Genomic DNA, 19,887 nt, shown 5'->3' on the forward strand with positions numbered 1-19,887 from the left:
AAGATGAAACGAGCAGTTTATGCGGGAAGTTTTGACCCATTTACAAATGGGCATTTGGCGATTGTTAAACGTGCGGTAGAGCTGTTTGACGAATTGATTATTGGAGTTGGTCAAAATCAGAGTAAAACGACGTTGTTTTCGCCAAGTGAGCGGGTTACTTTAATTCAAGCGAGTGTACCTGCTAGTAACAAGGTGCAAGTGCAGGTATTGACAGGACTAACGGCAGATTTTGCCCGCCAAATGGGGGCTCGCTATTTGATTCGAGGGCTGAGAACGGCTGGTGATTTTGAATACGAACAAAAGATTGCAGAAATGAATTATCAATTAGCAGGCTTAGAAACGGTCTACTTGCAGGCTAGGCCCTCAGATCAAATGCTGGCAAGTAGCATGCTAAAGGAAGTTGCTATGGCTGGTGGAAATGTTAGTCCCTATGTTCCTTCTGTGGTCAAGGATGCACTAGAAGAAAAGATGGAGGAAAGAGGCTCGTGCGCAAAGTGATAGGAAAGATGGCCAGGTATAAAAGGCGTTTAACCACAATTTTGGTAATGGTTATCGCAATTCTCTTAGTGATGCCCTTACCTTTTTATGCGGAACAGGTCGGGACAGCAGAGAATTTAACTAATTATATAAAGGTTGATCATCGCAAGCCAAAACTTGATGGTCAATTTATGCTAACCTCGGTAAGTATCGCGCAACTAAACGGGCTGGCCTTGTTAACGAGCCTAGCAGATCCCACAACTGACGTGATGACTGCGCGTGAAGCGACGGGTGGTTCTGGGAATATGAGTGAAGATCAAGCATTAAATCGGGTTTATATGCAATCTTCGATTAACGAGGCTAAAGCGAATGCATATCGGGCGGCCCATGTGCCTTATGAGCGCTTATTCAAAGGTATTTACGTGATGGGAATTCAAGATAACTCACACTTTAAAAAGTCCTTGTCGATAGGTGATACAGTAACTGCGATAGATAAGCAACACTTTGACAGTGCACAAGCCTTTCAAAAATATATTCGGCGGCAGCCCATTGGCACGGACTTAACCATTTCGTATTTGCATGATAAAGCAAAAAAGGAAGCTAGTGGCAAGACAGTTCCACTAGCCGGAACTAAAAAAACCTCTGGCATTGGGATTGCCTTGACGGATGACGTTACGGTGAAAGCGCCAACGCGGCCAATTACAGCTGATTTGGGTGAGATTGGCGGTCCGTCAGGTGGGTTGATGTTTGCCCTTGAGATGTACGATGCTCTATCAAAGACCAATCTAGCACAGGGACGTAAAATTGCGGGGACTGGAACGATTGATCAAGACGGGCAGATTGGTGAAATTGGAGGCATCGATAAAAAGGTGTTAGCGGCTAAACAAGCCGGCGTTAAAATCTTTTTAGCTCCTTATATTAAACCAAGTAAAACCGTCTTACAGTATGAACCTGATGGAAAGACAAACTACCAGTTAGCTAAGGAAACGGCACGCAAATATGCCCCTGATATGAAAATTGTACCCATCAAAACGTTCCAAGAAGCAATTACCTATCTAGAACGCTCAGCTCATTAATTGACAGGCTATTTTAATTTTTGCTAGAATGAGAAGTATACGTTAAACGTTTTAATAAGTTGACGAAAAGTAACGAGGCAATTCATCCAGGCGGTGGGGTGCTTCGTTTTTTTAACGTCAAATCAAATCAGGAATGTCCAGTTGAAAGGAGGAAATGATGAAAACGAAAGAATGGCAGGTGTTAGGCGCAGTCATTGCAACTGGGATGATGGGATTTAGCGGTGTTTTAATTGAAACGTCCATGAACGTTACATTTCCGCACTTAATGCAAGAATTTCATACCAATGCCAGTGGTGTCCAGTGGGTTACAACTGGATATTTGTTAGCCATTGCGGTGGTTGTACCGGTAACGGCATATTTAATTCGTCGTTTTTCAGTCCGGCAGTTATTTACTTGGTCCAATGGTGTTTTTATCCTGGGCTTGATGCTAGATAGTTTCTCGCCGACCTTAGCTATACTCTTATTGGGTAGGCTAGCGCAGGGGATTGGTACGGGAATTGCGTTACCCCTAATGTTTCATATTATTTTAACCAAGTCACCATTAGCTAAACGGGGTGTTATGATGGGGATTGGTACGATGACTACCTCTATTGCGCCAGCGATTGGACCAACTTATGGCGGCCTTTTATTATCTACCTTAGGTTGGCGTAGTATTTTTTGGTTCTTACTGCTCATCTTAGGGTTTTCACTTGTTTTAGGGCTGCGTAGTATTCCCGCTGAGCAAACTCACCCAAAGGAGACGTTAAATTGGGGGGCCTTTCTGAGCTTGGCTTTGGGGTTGACAGCGCTTTTGTTGGCTATTGATGGCCAGTCAGTCTGGCTGGCATTGGTTAGCCTACTGCCTTTTACCTGTTTTATCTTGATGAATCGCCGGCATCCGTTATTAAATTTGCGTATTTTTAAGCTGGCCGGCTTTGCGGGAATGGTATATGCCTTCTTAGTTTTTCAGGCTGTTTTGTTAGGACTGTCTTTCGTGCTCCCAAATTATTTGCAGCTGGCCTTACATGTCAGTGCAACGACTGCAGGTCTCTTTATGTTCCCAGGCGCCGTAATGGGGGCCATTTTAGCCCCAGTTTCCGGCCGTCTGCTGGACCGTTATGGCTATGCTAAACCAATTGGTTTTGGATTAGTAACTGCTACACTCGCTTTAATGGTGATGACCTGGTTCTTTCCGCGGTTATCATTTGGCGGTCTCTTACTGGGACATGTCGTGTTGATGACCGGAGTCGGGTTTGCTTATAGCAATCTAATGACAACGGCGTTAGGATTGCTACCTATAGAGGACCATGCTGATGGGAATAGCGTTTTAAATACACTCCAACAGTTTATTGGTGCGAGCGCAACAGCTGTGATGGCACAATTTTTGGCTCAAGCTGTTGCAAAACACCCAGTAACCGGAGTCGTACAAGGATCACAAAATGGGTTAATGTGTCTCACAATGCTCATCTTGATTGCCGTAATTGTCTTTGGTGCTAACTTAATCTATCTTAAGCACAAGGCTAGCGTTTAGTTGCCAAAAACGGGGTAAAAAGCGTATAATGGTGGGAATTGAGACTGACCCCAGTTATGAAAAGGGAGGTGACCGTCACGCCTACACGCATACCAGAAGAAGTTGTTGCTGACGTGCGAGAACATGTTAACATTGTCGATGTTATTTCACCTTATGTACAGTTGAAAAAACAAGGGCGTAATCTCTTTGGCGTCTGTCCCTTTCATGAAGAGCGGACCCCTTCATTTTCAGTTAATGAGGAGAAACAAATTTTTCATTGTTTTTCCTGTGGTCGGGGAGGAAATGCCTTTACCTTTTTAATGGACTTAAAAGGGCTGTCGTTTCCTCAGGCTGTGGTGCAAGTTGCTCAGGAGGCCGGCATTGACTTGCCAGATCAATATCAGGCGACTACGGTTGCCCCAAAAGTTGACCAGCAAACACAAGCTTTACGTGACCTTTATGCAGATGCTGCTAAGTTATATCATCATTTATTAGTCAATACGACTAGTGGTGAACCCGCCTTAAGCTACTTGCAGCAAAGAGGGCTTGATGACCAGACAATTGATGCTTTTATGTTAGGTTATGCACCGAGTCAAGATGTACTCTTAGCCTACTTTACGAATAAAGCGGTTGATTACCAGTTATTAAGGGCATCAAAGCTTTTTGTCGAATGGGATGATGGTAGCTTACATGACCGTTTTACTGATCGGGTACTTTTTACAATCCGTGATCAAAATGGACATCCCATTGCCTTTTCTGGACGGCGACTGACTGATGATAGTGACCAGCCCAAGTATATTAATAGTCCGGAAAGTCAGTTGTTTGATAAGTCCCAAGAAGTCTTCAACCTGGACTTAGCCAAAGCAAGTATCAAGCAGAGCAAAGAGGTTGTTTTATTTGAAGGTTATATGGATGTCCTGGCCGCTTTTCAGGCGGGTGTAACCAATGGGGTTGCTTCCATGGGGACTTCATTGACCCCACAGCAGGTTCAGCAGTTGGCCCATCTGGCCGATCGGATTAAAATTAGTTATGATGCCGACCAGGCAGGTCAAAAGGCAACGGCCCGCGCGCTGTCACTAATTAAGGGCTCATCCTTAAAGCCAGTAATTGTGCATATTCCTGACCAACAGGATCCCGATGAATATTTAAGGTCACATGATGCGGCGAGTTTAGTGCAGGTCCTCCAAGAGCATCTTGAAGACCCCATTACCTTCCAACTACGTTATTTAAAAGCAAATCGGAATATGGGTCAGCAACAGGACCGTTTAGCTTATTTAGATGATGCACTAAAAGTGATTGCAGAGGTGAAAGAACCTGTAGCGCGTGAAACTTATCTACAGCGGTTAGCTGATGATTATTCTGTTAGTATGGCGGCCTTAAAGGATCAGTTGCGCCCCCTACTAATGGCAAAACGGGCTCATCAGGCACAAGGGCCTAGTGAATATGATACGGTACCGACTGCAAGTCCAGTCGTAGGGTCTCCTCATCAACGGCCATCTCGTTTGGAGCAGGCTGAACAGGCGCTGCTTGCCTGGATGTTACGTGATGAACAGATCTGGTTAACCGTTACTAATCTGGCTGGCTTTCAATTTGCTGATGTTAATTATGAGACACTCTTGCTCTTGGCAAGTGCTTACCGTGATGAGCAGTCAGTTAAGGCGCCCCTTGACTTGAATGGTTTCATGGATTTCGTGAAAAAACCTGAGTTAACCAGGATCTTAGTCGATCTTGAGGCAATCCCGGATGAGCTATTTGCTCGTCCAAATCTAGTGGATGACTATATTAATGTGATTATGCGTGAAGAACCCCTCGTTGAGCGAATTCAAAGTTTGAAACGACAGTTGACTGAGGCCCAACAAATGCAGGACATGGGTCGGGTTGCACAACTAAGTATCGAACTCATACAAGCCTTGAAGGAAAAACAAGTCGGCAACGAGCATTAAAGGATAAACAAGGAGATTCAGGATGGTAGAAAAGAAAACGACTTCTGCACAAAATCAGTTATCAAATGAAGAACTTGATAAAGCAATTCGTAAAATTATTAAGGCCCATAAAACGGATAAGTCAATTCAAGAAGTACAGCTCCAGGCAGATTTAATTAAACCCTTAAAACTTGATGCTGACCAAATTGACGATGCTTATGACCAGATTGAATCGTCTGGTATTTCGATTGTAGATGAACATGGTGAACCTACCGAACGAGCATTAAAGAATCGGAAGACAGCTTTAACCGCCAAAGAACTGAAGCAAGCTGCCGATGCGCCAAAAGGGATGAAGATTAATGACCCTGTGCGTATGTATTTGAAGGAAATTGGTCGTGTTTCACTCTTGACTGGAGATCAAGAGGTGACCTTAGCTGAGCGGATCGAACAAGGCGATGAAACTGCCAAGCAGGAGTTAGCTGAGGCTAATTTACGGTTAGTTGTTTCAATTGCTAAGCGTTATGTTGGTCGTGGAATGCAATTTTTAGATTTAATTCAAGAAGGAAACATGGGCTTGATGAAGGCTGTTGAAAAGTTTGACTACCGTAAGGGTTTCAAGTTTTCCACCTATGCGACCTGGTGGATTCGCCAGGCGATTACTCGAGCAATTGCTGATCAAGCACGAACCATTCGAATTCCAGTCCACATGGTTGAAACCATTAATAAGTTGATTCGGATTCAGCGTAACCTCTTACAAGACTTAGGACGGGAACCAACACCTGAAGAAATTGGCTTTGAAATGGTTATTCCAACGGAAAAGGTACGTGACATTTTGAAAATTGCACAAGAGCCCGTTTCATTAGAGACACCAATTGGTGAAGAAGATGATTCTCACTTAGGTGATTTCATTGAAGATCACGAAGCTATTTCCCCAGCAGATTCAGCAGCCTATGAGATGTTGAAGGTGCAATTAGAGACTGTTTTGGATACCTTAACGCCACGTGAGGAACAGGTTTTACGCTTGCGCTTTGGCCTTGATGATGGTCGGACACGGACCCTAGAAGAGGTGGGTAAAGAATTTGGCGTAACCCGTGAACGGATTCGGCAAATTGAAGCCAAGGCTTTGCGCAAGCTGCGGCACCCTTCTCGTTCTAAGCAATTACGGGATTTCTTAGACTAAGCATGACGACTTAAGGCCGAGATGAATTCGTTCATCTCGGTTTTCTTAATATAGTAATGGAGGCAGTATTTGGGATGATGAATCAAGATACAGGTGAGCAACGGCAGCAACGGTTAGCTAATTTTAGCTTTCCCGCGCTTGCATCCAACTTTTTTTCTGTTTTTGGCGAAGGGGTCTATCGCTTTGGCTTAAATTGGTTTTTGGTTTCAACCTACGGGGATGCTCGCCTTTTAGGATGGTTAACTGCCTTTGGCTTTTTAGTCTATTTGGCAAATGATATCTATGTGGGGGCGGTGCTAGACCGATTTAATCGAAAACATGTTCTTGTATTAGCGGATTTATTTGGGGCAGCAGGACTTATTATCCTATCGATTTTTTTGAATCCTACAGACCCACAGGTTTGGCTCTTATTTATGCTAACGTTTATTATGAATATCGATATTTCCTATGCATATCCGGCCGGACGAGCTATTTTGACTGATGTTATTAAAAAGAAGGCATTAGCTAAATTTAATGCCTGGATAAGTGCGGCCTTTTCAGCTGGGCAAGCTTTAGGTCCCCTCGTGGGCGGATTGTTGTTGCAGATGAAATGGATTGATTTGCGAACGTTCATGTTGATCTATGGGGGAATGGTCTTAATGACCGCCTTGATTAATATGGCAATTAAGGCCTTTCCAGAAGAAGTGACCACAGAACCTGAACCCTTTATTCAAAGTTTAAAGAGTGGTTTTCGGTATGTTTATAATCAGCCGGTGTTATTTGAATCTGTGCTGTTAACAGTTTGGTCAAATGCCTGTTTTGAAGGGTTTATTGTGGCTATGCCCTTCTTAATTCAAGAAAGTTTTCATGGATCAGCGGGCGTCTATTCAACCGCACTAACCTTAGCAGCCACGGCTGGGATATTAGCTGGAATCGTCCTGGCACATTTTCCACAGGTCAATAACTTAAAAACCTTGTATTGGGACTTTTATGCCTTAGGGCTTGTGCTAGTTGGGGCCGCCTTTGTGAACCAATTATGGGCTTTGATTGCGGCAATTATTTTGAATGGCTATATTCGGGCGGCCTTTGTGGTTAAGATCAATACGGTTCGTCAACAAGAGAGTGCGCCAGCTTACTTAGGACGTGTTTTTGGCGTTTCCTTTTTTGCAACCGATGCCTGTGTCCCCATTGTGACTGTGCTGCTAGGGTATCTTGTTTCTCAGTTAGGGGTCACGTTGTTACTCTGGTTAGGACTAGGCATGCTGATAGGAACCTTGCTGATTAAATACTGGTGCGCTAAGCGGCGCCAGGCAATGGACATGCATTTTTAATATTTATATAGCAGCACTAAATTTATTCGTGGTACACTAATAGCAGATAATAACAGGTGATAACTGGGAGTTTGCGATGGCAAGAATATTAGTGGTGGATGATGAACCAGCATTAGTTAAACTATTAACTTATAACTTAGAACGAGCAGGTTTTGAAGTGCTTACTGCCAGTGATGGACAGGGCCTGGTGGAACGCTTGCAAACTGGTAAGGAACGGATTGACCTCGTCTTATTGGATATCATGTTACCTAAAGAGAGTGGAATTGATATCACCCAAAAATTACGGGCTCAGAATAGCTTCATTCCCATTATTATGATTACGGCCTTAGACGAAGAAGTCGATAAGGTGGTGGGGCTTGAGATGGGGGCGGATGATTATATCACGAAACCTTTTAGTCCGCGAGAAGTGGTAGCGCGGGTAAAAGCAGTTTTACGGCGCTTTGAACATGCTCAGGCTGCTAGCCAACAAGACCAGCGCGTCGCCTCAGTGAAAGACTATGGTATTTTATCTGTCGATACGGACCGAGTGCTGGTAAAAGTTGCTAATCAGCGGATTAAACTGACGCCAAAAGAATATGAATTACTAGTGTATTTAACTGAACGTGAGGGACGGGTGCTCGATCGTGAAACCATTTTGCATGGCGTTTGGGGATTTGCATATGCTGGCGTGGATACGCGGATGGTTGATATGCATGTTTCGCATTTGCGAGATAAAATTGAAATTGATCCAAAACATCCTCAGATGTTAAAAACCGTTCGTGGAATGGGGTATCGGTTTGTTCGCCAACTAGCAGTGGAGGATGAAGATGATTAAGTTGGCCTTGAGCTTTTTTAAAAGAGCCTGCCTGCTTGTAGTGCTTTTTTTTATTTTTCTATTTCTTTTGCTTATGTTCGGGGCTAAACTGTTTCCATTTTGGGACCAGCAAATAGTAAATTTGGGGCTTATTGCCTTTCTTGCCTTGTCATTAGGTTTGGGGCTCGCGCTGGTACAAGAGTGGCAGGCGCGTCGTTATCAGCGTCAGATAGCGTTGTTCATTGCTAAATTAAAACGCATTCAAGCAGAAGATAACATGGGTGGGCATATTTTATTAGCGCCTAGTGATCCAATGGCACCACTAGCAGCAGCCTTAAATGAAACCCAACATGTTAGCCGATTACGGTTGAAGCAATTACAACAGCAGGCCAGTACCCTGGCCGCTTTAGTTGATAATATGCCCTTGGGGGTGATGAGAATAAAGCCTGATCATACGCTAGTGGAAATGAATGCTCAGGCTAGTCAATTGTTAAATATTACCCAGCCTAAACCAGGAGAATCTTATGACAATGTCTTAAAAAATCATGCCCTGGTAGCAATGTTAAATCGGGCGTTAACGGAACAAAAAAATAGTCGGAAAACGGTCCAAGTAGATCGCGTAAAATTAGACGTGTCGGTTGTTTATTATCAGTTACGGCCTAGACACTATGAAGCTCTGGTCCTTTTGTATGATATGACTGAAATTAGCCAGCTTCAGGCCATGCAGGCTGATTTTGTTACCAATGCTTCTCATGAGTTGCGGACGCCATTGACGGCTATTGCTGGCTTTACAGAGACTCTGTTGTCAGGTGCCCAGGAGGATTCTGCTTTACGAGCAGAGTTTTTACATATTATTCAAGATGAAAGCCAACGTTTATTGGCCCTGACCCAAGATATTTTAACCTTGGCTAAATCGCCTATGCAAGAACGCCATCTTGCTCCAGTAGCGATAAAACCTTTGGTAGATGAGGTGCTAACTAGTCACAAGGATATGTTAGCTGAACAAAAGATAAGTGTTGATATCCAAGTGCCATCTGATTTAGCTCTTGTACAGGACAAAAGCGATTTAAAACGACTTTTGATTAATTTAATTGGCAATGCCATTAAATACAACCGGCTAGGCGGCCGGGTTACAATTAAGGCTGACCATACGGAAAAGGTTGATACCTTGATTATTGAAGATACAGGTCGAGGCATCCCTAGCGATGAACAAGGACGCATCTTTGAACGGTTTTATCGGATCGATAAATCACGTAATCAACGCATTCCAGGTACTGGATTAGGGTTAGCTATTGTTCATGATTTAGTTAAGGAATTGGGTGGTCAGGTTTTATTGGATAGTCAAGTTGGTGTAGGTACCAAAGTGACGATTCAGTTGCCGACAACTGTGATTAAAGATATAAGAAATGGAGAAGATTAAGCGTATTATGAGTATGAAACGTCCCGTGGTAATTGGTGTAACTGGTGGTTCAGGGTCAGGGAAGACAACCATTAGTAACAAGATTTATAGTCGGTTAGCTGGGGAATCGGTTGTGATGATTCCTCAAGATGCCTATTATAACGACCAGTCAGAGTTAACCATGGCTCAACGCCAGGCAGTTAATTATGATCATCCTGATTCTTTTGATACCGATTTATTAATCCGGCAATTAGAAACGTTGGTAGCTGGACAAAGCATCGAGCAGCCTGTTTATGACTATACCGATTATAATCGTTCACAAGAAACAGTGCGTGTCGCGCCTGCTGATGTCATCATTGTAGAAGGGGTATTATTATTTGTAGAGCCTCGTTTACGTCAGTTATTGGATATTAAAGTTTATGTTGATACTGACGATGATTTACGATTTATTCGACGCATGCAGCGAGACGTTGTTGAACGTGGTCGAACAGTGGATTCAGTCGTTCAGCAGTACCTGGCAACGGTAAAGCCAATGTACCATCAGTTTGTAGAACCTACTAAGCGCTACGCAGATATTATTATCCCTGAAGGTGGGAAAAATATGGTGGGAATTGGTATGTTAGAAGCACAAATTCGCGCAATTTTAAACCAAAAATAAGGAGAATATCAGCATGATAATTGCAAGTTATAATCAACCCGCATTGGGAGATGTTTTGATGATTCTGACCGCCCCACAAAAAGGCGCTAGTCACTACCAACAAACGGGGGATTTGGTGCGAATTAGTGATGATCACAACCAGTTACTGGGTTACAATCTCATGCATGCCAGTCACTATCTGCCGGAACTAACAACGTATCAAGGCCAAGTGTTTCTTACGGATGGTATGTTGGCTGTGCTGAATAAGCTTATTCAGACAGCAGATTTTAGTGATGTCTTAACGGATGACCATGCCCCTCGGTTTGTGGTTGGCTACGTGCAGACAGCAGAACCACATCCTGATTCAGACCACCTACAGGTCACGCAGACTCAAATTGGTGCTAACCCAGATCAAACGGTCCAAATTGTATCTGGCTCACCCAATATGCAAGCGGGAATCAAAGTGGTCGTGGCTAAGGTGGGAGCCATGATGCCGTCAGGGCAAATTATTTGGCCAGGGGCCTTACGTGGTGTCGAATCAGATGGCATGATTGTGTCAGGTCGCGAATTAGCATTACCTAATGCTCCGCAACGACCAGGGGCCTTGATTCTGCCCGCTGACTTTGCTCCAGTGGGGACGCCTTTTGATCGTCTTGCACCAGCGGCACAAGCACTGTTTAAGTAAGAAAGGCAAGGCGGATAAATGGTTGAAAAACGGCCAATTATTTATTATCAAAATTTGATGCATCATTATGACCATGAAGTGGCGGCTCTTATGCAGGCTAAACAAGCGTATATTCTTTTGAGTGATGCCAGTGAACTTAGGGAGCAGGCTAAGGTTGACGAACAAAATATGTTAGCAAGAAGTCAGCAGGATCAAAAGTCGGTGGAGGTATCTATCCTAGAGCCACAAAAGCCGGTCAAGGTCAAGCATGATCGGACGCTTCATACAGGTAAAGGTCACCACCAGTCTGCTGATAAGGCCCCAGCAATTTCTGGCTTAGGACTTAATCTTGATCAAATTTTTGGTGAAGAAGAGGCAGTTGCCAACCGTGATGCATCACAGTATTTTAAAGATTAACTGGAGGGTACCTGTCAAAGGACAAGGCTCATCAAGGTTAATGAGGGAGAAGAAGCGATGGATAAAGATAGAATATATTACTTCATTGGAATTAAAGGGTCAGGGATGAGTTCGTTGGCTCGTATATTGAATGATCAAGGTTACCAGGTGATGGGTTCAGATATTGATGATTATACGTTCACCCAGGGCCCCTTGGAGCAAGCAGGGATTGAAATGAAGTCCTTTGCAGCTGAGAATATCAAACCTGGCATGGTAGTGGTTCGAGGAAACGCCTTTGATGATGATCAAGTGGAAGTGGCTGCTGCCTTGGCTTTGGGTGATGCAGTGGACGTGGTTACGTATCCGCAACTTGTTGAATCCTTAATTCAACAGTGTACATCAATTGGCGTAGCCGGGGCCCACGGTAAGACATCGACCACGGGGCTACTGGCACATGTCTTGTCAGGAATTGCACCAACCTCCTACTTGATTGGTGATGGTAGCGGACGCGGAGTGCCTGATGCACGCTTTTTCGTGTTTGAAGCTGATGAGTACCGACGTCATTTTGATGCATACTATCCTGACTATGCTATTATGACCAACATCGATTTTGATCATCCTGATTATTTCACAGGAGTAGACGATGTTCGTGCAGCCTTTCAAGAATTTGGTCAGCATGTCAAAAAAGGTATTTTTGCCTGGGGCGACGATCCACAATTGCGGCAACTAGAGGTGGATGTGCCGATTTATTATTATGGGACTAATCCTGAAACAGATGATTTTTATGCGACGAACATCCGACGGTCAACCCGTGGCTCATCCTTTGATGCCTATTTTCATGATACGTATTTAGGTAATTATGCAGTGCCATTATATGGTCAACACGGTGTGCTAAATTCACTGGCAGTCGTTGCAGTGGCTCATTTTGAAAAAGTAGATAAGGCCTTAGTGAAAGCTGAACTACGCTCCTTTCAGGGGGTGAAGCGGCGGTTTACGGAAAAGCATATTGGTCCAGTAACCATGATTGACGATTATGCTCACCATCCCTCAGAAATTAAAGCAACCCTTGATGCTGCTCGGCAAAAGTATCCAGACCGGCAAATTATTGCAGTTTTTCAACCCCATACCTTTAGTCGAACCATTGCGTATCAGAGCGAGTTTGCTGCTACATTAGATTTAGCAGATGCAGTTTATCTAACGGAAATCTTTGCCTCGGCTCGGGAACAACAAGGGGCCATTGATGCAAAGACCTTAGGGAGTCAAATTAAGAAATTCCGCGGAATTGTGGGTCCTAAAAATGTGGCGCCCTTGCTTGACCATGAGGATGGTGTCTTTGTCTTTATGGGTGCTGGTGATCTGCAGAATACAGAGTTTGCTTTTGAGAAATTACTAGCTAACACCCAAACAAACTTACAATAGTTTTAGCTTAGTCTAAGCCACTTTTGTTAAGCTACCAATAGCAAAGAGTTATGAACTTATGAAGAATTAACAGCAAGTAGAGGAGAGCTAAATGAATAATTTTGGACAAGAGAATCCACGCATTGTTAACCCTGATGCGGCTGGAATGAACAGCTTCTTTCGGAAGATTTATACCTATGTAGCCATGGCCATGTTAGTGTCAGCTGCCACAGCCTATGTTGGGGTGACTTTCTTTGCCCCTCAAATTGCAGCCATTTTTTCTAGCACCTTGGGTACCCTATTGCTATTTGGTTTAATGCTAGCCTTTGTTGCGTTGATGAGTCGTAAAGCCTTTACTAATCCTGGAGCGGCTTTTGGAATGCTAATGGGCTATGCCGTAATGAATGGTGCGTTCTTTTCAGTTATTGGTTTGACTGTTAATGCAGGCATTATTGGAATGGCCTTTATTTCGACCGCCTTTTTGTACGTTGGGATGGCGGCTTATGGCTGGTTAACGAAGAAGTCAATGGCTTCGATGGGAACCTTCTTAATGGGGGCCTTGATTGCCTTGATTGTCGCTAGTCTGATTAATATGTTTTTCTTTAACAGTATTGTTTATCTGTTAACATCAGTAGTGGGTATTATTGTCTTTGCCCTCTTGACCGCCTATGATGTTAATACCATTAAGCAGCAATACGAGCAGTACTTAGCGGTAGGGCAAGGCGACATGCGAATCGAACAAGGGTTAGCCATCTCGGGTGCGCTCAACCTATATCTTGATTTTATTAATATGTTCATGTACTTTATCCAACTATTTACTGCCTTTGGCGGGGATAATCGTTAAGGTCAACCAAAGATGGATGAGCACGCCTTGATAATGAGGCGTGCTTTTCTGTTATGATGGACATGTTCACTTCTGTCAGAATTCAACGTAAGGAGTATCAAAGTAATGGCAAAACCTATCTTATTATTAGTCGATGGTAATTCGCTTGCCTTTCGTGCCTATTTTGCCCTGATTAGTCAGGTCAACCGCTTTGTTAGTCATGAAGGTTTGCACACGAATGCCTTGGTGGGTTTCAATAATTTGTTGGATGGTATAGTTGAACCCGTAAAGCCGGATTTGGCTTTAGTGGCCTGGGATAAGGGGAAAACCACTTTTCGAACGGGTAAACTAGCAAGTTATAAGGGGAATCGGGATAAAACGCCCGTAGAATTATCAGAGCAGTTTCCTTATCTAAGACAGTTAGTTGAGCTTCATGGGATTAAAAGTTATGAATTAGAGAATTATGAAGCAGATGATATTATTGGGACTACAGCCCGGATGGGGGCAGAAGCTGGGTACCAAGTCATTATTGTCACTGGTGATCGTGATCTAACCCAACTGGCGAGTGATGATTGCACGGTTTGGGTAACTAAAAAAGGCATTACCGAAATAGATCATTACGATCCAGCCTTTGTCGCTGAGAAGTTTGATGGTCTCTTACCAAAGCAAATTATTGAATTAAAAGGGTTACAAGGCGATAATTCGGATAATTATCCTGGTGTAGCTGGAGTGGGCCCTAAGACAGCCTTGAAGTTGATTAAACAATTTCATTCAATTCCAGAACTTTATACACGAATCGACGAGCTTAAGCCGTCTAAACAAAAGGAAAAGCTAATTGCCGGTCAAGCAGACGCAATGATGTCGCGTAATTTAGCAACTATTCGGACAGATATTCCGGTAGAATATGACCTTAAGGACTTAACCTATCGGGGACCGGACTATCAGGCCTTGATCCCCTTTTACCAGCGGCTTGATTTTAAGCAGCAGCTTGTAAAATTAGCTAATCAAGGGCATCTAGCGGAAACAGCAGGTGAAGCTGCTGATGAGGCCCTGGAAATTGCCCGTGAGGAGCCTGTTGAGATGCATGCATTGTCACCAGATCATTTTTCTGATTTAAAGGCCCTAAAGGATAGTCTTAGTGTGTATATTGAATTAGATGATGAAGATTATCATACGGCTGCCCCGGTAGCTATCGTTATAGGAAATGAGCATCAGGGGTATTTTGTAACCCGTGATGTAGAAGAACTGATGGCCAATGAGACATTTCAAGGCTTGATGACAGATCCTACAATTACGAAGAATGTGTTTGATGCTAAAAAAACAGGGATTGCCTTGTCGCGGTTTGGAATTCAAGTACAAGCTTTGCACTATGATATTCTCTTAATGTCCTACCTCTTAGATGTCAATGATAATAGCAATGATCTAGGGGCACTTGCCCAAGAACACGGCTATATGGCTGTTCAAACGGATGAGGCCGTCTATGGACGCGGCGCCAAATTTGCAATTCCAGCAGATGACTCCGTATTGTTTAAGCATTTAGCGAATAAGGCACGGGCTATTAATCGACTAGCCAACCAGATGATTGATGATCTTAAAGAACGGCAGCAATTAGAATTATATTGGGATATTGAGTTACCTTTGGCTACCGTTTTGGCGCAAATGGAAATGACCGGTATTAAGGTTGATAGCCAACGTCTTTTGGCAATGGATCAGGATATTAGCCAACAGTTGAAGGACTTAGAAGCTAAGATTTATGCCGAGGCCGGACACAGCTTTAATATTAATTCTACTCAACAGCTTGGTACGGTCTTATTTGAAGAAATGGGTTATAAACCACTTAAGAAGACCAAGACAGGTTATTCAACGAGTGTTGAAGTGCTCGAACAAATGGCAGATATTCCAATTGTTGAGTCAATTTTAGACTACCGTCAGTTGGCTAAAATCAAGTCAACGTATATTACTGGTCTCTTAAAGGTAATTCATGGCAGTGATTCTAAGGTGCATACCCATTATCCACAAACGCTTACGCAAACAGGACGCTTGTCCTCTAAAGATCCTAATCTGCAAAATATTCCGGCTCGGTTGGAAGAGGGACGTCGAATTCGGCAGGCCTTTGTGCCAAGTTTTCCTGATTGGTCAATCTTAAGCGCTGATTATTCCCAAATTGAATTACGGGTCTTAGCCCACATGACTGGTGACAAAAATATGCAGGCGGCCTTCCAGTCGGGAGAAGACATTCATGCTGACACGGCGCGTCGAATCTTTGATTTGGCACCAGATGCAACAGTAGACCCTAATATGCGGCGGCAAGCTAAGGCGGTTAATTTTGGAATCGTTTATGGCATTTCGGACTTTGGACTTGCTAAAAATCTAGGCATTAGTCGGGCTGCCGCTAAAGACATGATTGAACGTTATTTTAACCAGTATCCAGGTGTTAAGCAGTGGTTAGATGACATTGTTCTTTTTGCTCGTGAGCATGGCTATGTTGAAACCATGGCTCATCGGCGGCGCTATCTTCCTGATATTAAGGCTAAAAATTTTCACTTGCGTAGCTTTGCTGAACGAACAGCGATGAATACACCGATTCAGGGAAGTGCGGCTGATATTATCAAGATTGCCATGTTGCGTGTACAAAAAGCACTGGCAAGAGAACACTTACAAACGCGAATGTTGTTACAGGTTCATGATGAATTAATTTTTGAAGCCCCTAATACCGAATTAGAGCTATTGCACCAGTTAATCCCTGAAATTATGGATTCAGCTATGTCCTTGGATGTGCCATTAAAAGTGGCCTCACATGAGGGTGCTACTTGGTATGATGCAAAGTAATAAGTAAAAACACACTGCTCAATTGAGCAGTGTGTTTTTTAATAGGCGTTAGGATTAGTTATGATTAGCTGCGTCAATAGCATCTGTGACTGCTCGGCGGAAAGGCTGTGCTTCTAGCGCAAGCACTCCCTTAATAGTGGTGCCACCAGGTGACGTAACCGTATTCTTAAGTTCGGCAGGTGTTTGCCCAGTTGCCATCTGTAAGGAGGCAGTTCCCTTTAGCATGCTTGAAATTACCTGGTAGGAAAGTTGACGGTTTAGACCGTTTGCCACGGCAGCATCACTCAATGCTTCCATGAAAATATCAACGAAAGCTGGTCCACACCCGGCGACAGTTCCAAAAATACCAAAGTCCGTTTCGCTAATTTCAAAGGTGTCACCCAAGACATTTAGCAGGTTTAAGATGGCCTCTTTAGCTGATGCATTATCTGCCAAGATGGTTGTACCAATTGTACCGGCATTAATTGCAACCGGGGTGTTTGGCATAAAGATAGCCAGGTTATGCTGGTTTGTAAAGGCGTCTTTCATGTCTGCTAACCGAATGCCAGCTGCTGCTGATAAAATTGTTGTCTTTGCTGGCAGCTTAGCTAGGGTTTGCATAATATTAAGGGTAACTTTAGCAGGTGTAGTGAAGATAAGATAATCAAAGTCCAATGCTAAAAGTTCTGTATTATCATGGACGATTGTAAAAGCCCGCTGATTCACCCAAGGTTGTAATGTTGGATTTTCTGGGGTGCTAATGATGATATCACTGGCATCAACTTGGTCGAGAAGACCATCAATAATGGCCCGACCCATGTTGCCTGCACCGACGATTGCAATTTTCATATGTTTTCCTCCATTTAATCTCATGATTGCCCTTATTTTAACAGATAAAAGGGGGATGTGTCCTGACATATTTATTGCAAAAGCAACAAATGGTATAATAAGACTTTCCTAGTTGCGATTGAAGGACCTTTCTTAAGTGCCTTTAGCTAGGAACGGTAAGCGGTAATAGAATAGGTAGAGAGAAGGAACCAATGAAGAAGTATGGGGAATATATCATTCCAGCCCTAATGGTGCTAGCCGTTGTAATGAATATTATTGGCGATTATGATTGGTTATACCTGATTGTTTTTGGCCTTGCATTTATCTGGGCTAATCGACGGTATCAACAAACTTATCGGTCACTTTATCGTTATACGGCGATTGGTAGTGTCGTCGTTATTGTGATGCAGGTGGTCTTGATGCTCTTAGGATGGCATTAGTTAACGGATTGATTGTGATTAATAAGACTAAGCCAGCGATGGTGAAAGAGGATGGTTAAACACCGTGTGTGATCACAGGATATAGTGAGGAGAATAAAATGGAACGTCATATTCAATGGAAGCAGTTTTTACTATATTTTCTAGCAATTTTAGGCTTAGGGAGCCTGTCGGCCATTTCTGTTGAGTGGTTATCAGGTCTATCAGTGGCTCAAATCTATCAACAACTGACCTTGCCACCGTTATCACCTGCCGGATCTGTTTTTGGACCAGCTTGGGGCGTGCTCTATATTTTGTTAGCCTTATATGCATCAACCTTATGGCATCAACCTGTTCTTAAGTGGTTGAATGGGCTACAACTCGTGTTGAATATAGTGTGGACGCCAATTTTCTTTGGTTTGGGAAATGTTTGGCTGGCCTTATTCGTGATTTTAGTCATGGATGGTTTGACCTTAGCCTTAATCCTAAAGGACCATGCGAAGATTCGCTATGTTCTATATCCATATTTAGCTTGGCTGATCTTTGCTACCTACTTGACGGTGGGTGTGTTAGTACTGAATTAAAGATTAGTCGTGGTGGGGATGTTAGGAGCCTACTATTTGTTTTAATGTATTTGGGCACAAAAGACCGGGTAGCGAACCTTATCAGGAAACTACCTGGTCTTTTGTTTTGTTATGTCTATGTAAATGGCTTATAATAACTTACAGTTGGTAAGACCTTAAGAATTAAAGAAATGATAATCTGCATAAAAAGTCAGCGTTAAAGTCAGCGTCGAGTAACCAAAACGTTGATAGATAGGGGGGTAGAGCACATTATGCCAGAACTACCAGAAGTAGAAACGGTTAGACGTGGTCTAAACCGATTAGTTAAACAATATACCATTCAGGGTGTCGAAGTCAGATGGCCAAAAGTGGTCACTAATATGACCCCTGCCGCTTTTAACCAGGCCTTGACTGGTCGGACAATTAAGGGTGTTGACCGGCGAGGTAAGTATCTGCTTTTTAGACTAACCGGAGAGCTGACCCTAGTGTCGCATTTGCGAATGGAAGGATCTTATTATACTGCGCCCGCCAAGACCACACCGGGCAAGCATGATTTAGTTACCTTTCATTTGGACCAGGATACAGATTTGTTTTATCGCGATACCCGCAAGTTTGGACGCATGACCTTGGTGCACAATGCAAAGGTCATGCAGGTAGCAGGATTAGCTACGATTGGTCCTGAACCAACTGAGCAGGACCTGTCATTTGCCTATATGAAAAAAATATTAAACAAATCAAGGTCGCATATCAAACCCTTTTTATTGAATCAAGATCATATCGCAGGAATTGGGAATATTTACGCAGATGAATGTTTATGGCAGAGCAAGATTCACCCGTTAACGGCGGCTAATCAGTTAAGTGATGCGCAAATTGAGCAGTTAAGACAAGCCATTATTCATGAAATGGAACGTTCAATTGCCCATCATGGAACGACGGTACATAGTTTTACGACCGCTTATGGTGAAGCTGGTAGTTTTCAAAACGAGTTGGATGTATATGGACGTGTTGGTAAACCCTGTCGTCGTTGTGGCACGCCCTTAGAAAAAATAAAGGTTGCACAGCGGGGGACAACTTTTTGTCCTGTCTGTCAGAAAGTGAGTGAAAAATAATGTATGTTTTAGGACTAACCGGGGGTATTGCATCGGGGAAGTCAACGGTGGCAAATTATTTGCAGGCCCAACACATTCCGGTACTGGACGCGGATGTAATTGCTCATGAAATAACCGTGCGCGGTCAAAAAGCGCTAGCTGAAATTGAAAACGTATTTGGCGAGCAGGTTTTCTTTGCTGATGGTAGTTTAAATCGGCCAGCCTTGGCCGAACGTGTGTTTAATGATTCAACAGCCTTGGCTAAATTGAATGCCATTACGCATCCAAAGGTATTTGAACGAATGCAGACGCAACTTGATTTGTTGGCCCGTCAAAAAACACCCTTGGCAGTGTTAGATATTCCACTGTTATTTGAAAACCCAGGCAAAATGACCTTTGATGCTACAGTGGTTGTGACGGTGGACCCGCAGGTACAGTTGGAGCGATTAATGAATCGCAATCAACTAACAGCAGACCAGGCACAAGCACGCATAGCGGCGCAAATGCCCTTGGCTGATAAAGCCAACCGGGCCGATTTTGTCATTGATAATGGTGGGACCTTACAAGCGACCTATCGGCAGGTTGATCATATGCTAGCAACACTGGCAATTTAATTATAG

19 protein-coding genes are annotated in these 19,887 nt (G+C 43.5%); 18 read left to right on the forward strand and 1 reads right to left on the reverse strand.

Features of this window, described 5'->3' with window-relative positions; all coding sequences use genetic code 11:
• The first annotated feature begins 3 nt into the window (after window positions 1-3).
• The 14 genes from coaD to polA all read left to right on the forward strand — a co-directional run bounded on the left by coaD (window position 4) and on the right by polA (window position 16,393).
• The gene (coaD, locus tag G414_RS0100420) at window positions 4-498 is read left to right on the forward strand and encodes a pantetheine-phosphate adenylyltransferase (RefSeq protein WP_022790887.1); all 495 of its coding nucleotides are present in this window, start codon (window positions 4-6) and stop codon (window positions 496-498) included.
• Complete coding sequence (locus G414_RS0100425) at window positions 486-1,553, forward strand: SepM family pheromone-processing serine protease (RefSeq protein ID WP_022790888.1); 1,068 nt, start codon at window positions 486-488, stop codon at window positions 1,551-1,553. The genes coaD and G414_RS0100425 overlap by 13 nt, the downstream gene beginning before the upstream one ends.
• Before the next feature lie 157 nt (window positions 1,554-1,710).
• The gene (locus G414_RS0100430; protein WP_022790889.1) at window positions 1,711-3,063 is read left to right on the forward strand and encodes an MDR family MFS transporter; all 1,353 of its coding nucleotides are present in this window, start codon (window positions 1,711-1,713) and stop codon (window positions 3,061-3,063) included.
• A gap of 56 nt (window positions 3,064-3,119) precedes the next feature.
• Window positions 3,120-4,985 carry a DNA primase gene (dnaG, locus tag G414_RS0100435; protein ID WP_022790890.1) on the forward strand — a complete coding sequence of 622 codons (1,866 nt, stop codon included), beginning with the start codon at window positions 3,120-3,122 and terminating at the stop codon, window positions 4,983-4,985.
• 22 nt (window positions 4,986-5,007) lie between these two features.
• Window positions 5,008-6,144, forward strand: coding sequence for an RNA polymerase sigma factor RpoD (rpoD, locus tag G414_RS0100440; protein WP_022790891.1), 1,137 nt, complete (start codon window positions 5,008-5,010; stop codon window positions 6,142-6,144).
• 74 nt (window positions 6,145-6,218) lie between these two features.
• Entirely contained in the window at window positions 6,219-7,454 is a 1,236-nt protein-coding gene (locus G414_RS0100445) for an MFS transporter (protein ID WP_022790892.1), read from the forward strand.
• Window positions 7,455-7,530: 76 nt separating this feature from the next.
• Complete coding sequence (locus G414_RS0100450; protein ID WP_022790893.1) at window positions 7,531-8,268, forward strand: response regulator transcription factor; 738 nt, start codon at window positions 7,531-7,533, stop codon at window positions 8,266-8,268.
• Window positions 8,255-9,667 carry a sensor histidine kinase gene (locus G414_RS06975; protein ID WP_081634541.1) on the forward strand — a complete coding sequence of 471 codons (1,413 nt, stop codon included), beginning with the start codon at window positions 8,255-8,257 and terminating at the stop codon, window positions 9,665-9,667. The genes G414_RS0100450 and G414_RS06975 overlap by 14 nt, the downstream gene beginning before the upstream one ends.
• A 7-nt stretch (window positions 9,668-9,674) precedes the next feature.
• A complete protein-coding gene (gene udk / locus G414_RS0100460; protein ID WP_040761394.1) occupies window positions 9,675-10,304 on the forward strand; it encodes a uridine kinase in 630 nt (209 codons plus the stop codon).
• Between the two features lie 13 nt (window positions 10,305-10,317).
• Window positions 10,318-10,968 (forward strand): YtpR family tRNA-binding protein, encoded by a 651-nt coding sequence (gene ytpR, locus G414_RS0100465; RefSeq protein WP_022790896.1) that lies wholly within the window; start codon window positions 10,318-10,320, stop codon window positions 10,966-10,968.
• 18 nt (window positions 10,969-10,986) lie between these two features.
• On the forward strand, window positions 10,987-11,364 hold the full coding sequence (locus G414_RS0100470; protein WP_022790897.1) for a hypothetical protein: 378 nt from the start codon (window positions 10,987-10,989) through the stop codon (window positions 11,362-11,364).
• Between the two features lie 57 nt (window positions 11,365-11,421).
• Window positions 11,422-12,762 (forward strand): UDP-N-acetylmuramate--L-alanine ligase, encoded by a 1,341-nt coding sequence (gene murC / locus G414_RS0100475; RefSeq protein WP_022790898.1) that lies wholly within the window; start codon window positions 11,422-11,424, stop codon window positions 12,760-12,762.
• 91 nt (window positions 12,763-12,853) lie between these two features.
• Window positions 12,854-13,585 carry a Bax inhibitor-1/YccA family protein gene (locus G414_RS0100480; RefSeq protein ID WP_022790899.1) on the forward strand — a complete coding sequence of 244 codons (732 nt, stop codon included), beginning with the start codon at window positions 12,854-12,856 and terminating at the stop codon, window positions 13,583-13,585.
• A 105-nt stretch (window positions 13,586-13,690) separates the two neighbouring features.
• Complete coding sequence (polA, locus tag G414_RS0100485; protein WP_022790900.1) at window positions 13,691-16,393, forward strand: DNA polymerase I; 2,703 nt, start codon at window positions 13,691-13,693, stop codon at window positions 16,391-16,393.
• 54 nt (window positions 16,394-16,447) lie between these two features.
• Here polA and proC read toward each other — a convergent pair whose 3' ends face one another.
• Window positions 16,448-17,221, reverse strand: coding sequence for a pyrroline-5-carboxylate reductase (gene proC / locus G414_RS0100490; protein WP_022790901.1), 774 nt, complete (start codon window positions 17,219-17,221; stop codon window positions 16,448-16,450).
• Window positions 17,222-17,412: 191 nt separating this feature from the next.
• Here proC and G414_RS0100495 point away from each other — a divergent pair, with 191 nt between their 5' ends.
• From G414_RS0100495 to coaE, 4 genes are all read left to right on the forward strand, one after another.
• Window positions 17,413-17,640: a hypothetical protein gene (locus G414_RS0100495; RefSeq protein WP_022790902.1), complete on the forward strand. Its 228-nt coding sequence runs from the start codon at window positions 17,413-17,415 to the stop codon at window positions 17,638-17,640.
• A 98-nt stretch (window positions 17,641-17,738) separates the two neighbouring features.
• Window positions 17,739-18,200: a TspO/MBR family protein gene (locus tag G414_RS0100500; protein WP_022790903.1), complete on the forward strand. Its 462-nt coding sequence runs from the start codon at window positions 17,739-17,741 to the stop codon at window positions 18,198-18,200.
• A 251-nt stretch (window positions 18,201-18,451) separates the two neighbouring features.
• On the forward strand, window positions 18,452-19,288 hold the full coding sequence (gene mutM / locus G414_RS0100505) for a bifunctional DNA-formamidopyrimidine glycosylase/DNA-(apurinic or apyrimidinic site) lyase (RefSeq protein ID WP_022790904.1): 837 nt from the start codon (window positions 18,452-18,454) through the stop codon (window positions 19,286-19,288).
• Complete coding sequence (coaE, locus tag G414_RS0100510) at window positions 19,288-19,881, forward strand: dephospho-CoA kinase (protein ID WP_022790905.1); 594 nt, start codon at window positions 19,288-19,290, stop codon at window positions 19,879-19,881. Before mutM ends, coaE begins: the two co-directional genes overlap by 1 nt.
• Window positions 19,882-19,887 lie beyond the last annotated feature (6 nt).

The organism is Weissella halotolerans DSM 20190 (genome assembly GCF_000420365.1).
GTDB lineage: Bacteria > Bacillota > Bacilli > Lactobacillales > Lactobacillaceae > Weissella > Weissella halotolerans.

Bases quoted from the DNA above. Each gene is read 5' to 3' on its own strand.
- coaD (WP_022790887.1), top strand. From the start codon at position 4: ATGAAACGAGCAGTTTATGCGGGAAGTTTTGACCCATTTACAAATGGG.
- G414_RS0100430 (WP_022790889.1), top strand. From the start codon at position 1,711: ATGAAAACGAAAGAATGGCAGGTGTTAGGCGCAGTCATTGCAACTGGG.
- dnaG (WP_022790890.1), top strand. From the start codon at position 3,120: ATGAAAAGGGAGGTGACCGTCACGCCTACACGCATACCAGAAGAAGTT.
- rpoD (WP_022790891.1), top strand. From the start codon at position 5,008: ATGGTAGAAAAGAAAACGACTTCTGCACAAAATCAGTTATCAAATGAA.
- G414_RS0100445 (WP_022790892.1), top strand. From the start codon at position 6,219: ATGATGAATCAAGATACAGGTGAGCAACGGCAGCAACGGTTAGCTAAT.
- G414_RS0100450 (WP_022790893.1), top strand. From the start codon at position 7,531: ATGGCAAGAATATTAGTGGTGGATGATGAACCAGCATTAGTTAAACTA.
- G414_RS06975 (WP_081634541.1), top strand. From the start codon at position 8,255: ATGAAGATGATTAAGTTGGCCTTGAGCTTTTTTAAAAGAGCCTGCCTG.
- udk (WP_040761394.1), top strand. From the start codon at position 9,675: ATGAGTATGAAACGTCCCGTGGTAATTGGTGTAACTGGTGGTTCAGGG.
- ytpR (WP_022790896.1), top strand. From the start codon at position 10,318: ATGATAATTGCAAGTTATAATCAACCCGCATTGGGAGATGTTTTGATG.
- G414_RS0100470 (WP_022790897.1), top strand. From the start codon at position 10,987: ATGGTTGAAAAACGGCCAATTATTTATTATCAAAATTTGATGCATCAT.
- murC (WP_022790898.1), top strand. From the start codon at position 11,422: ATGGATAAAGATAGAATATATTACTTCATTGGAATTAAAGGGTCAGGG.
- G414_RS0100480 (WP_022790899.1), top strand. From the start codon at position 12,854: ATGAATAATTTTGGACAAGAGAATCCACGCATTGTTAACCCTGATGCG.
- polA (WP_022790900.1), top strand. From the start codon at position 13,691: ATGGCAAAACCTATCTTATTATTAGTCGATGGTAATTCGCTTGCCTTT.
- proC (WP_022790901.1), bottom strand. From the start codon at position 17,221: ATGAAAATTGCAATCGTCGGTGCAGGCAACATGGGTCGGGCCATTATT.
- G414_RS0100495 (WP_022790902.1), top strand. From the start codon at position 17,413: ATGAAGAAGTATGGGGAATATATCATTCCAGCCCTAATGGTGCTAGCC.
- G414_RS0100500 (WP_022790903.1), top strand. From the start codon at position 17,739: ATGGAACGTCATATTCAATGGAAGCAGTTTTTACTATATTTTCTAGCA.
- mutM (WP_022790904.1), top strand. From the start codon at position 18,452: ATGCCAGAACTACCAGAAGTAGAAACGGTTAGACGTGGTCTAAACCGA.
- coaE (WP_022790905.1), top strand. From the start codon at position 19,288: ATGTATGTTTTAGGACTAACCGGGGGTATTGCATCGGGGAAGTCAACG.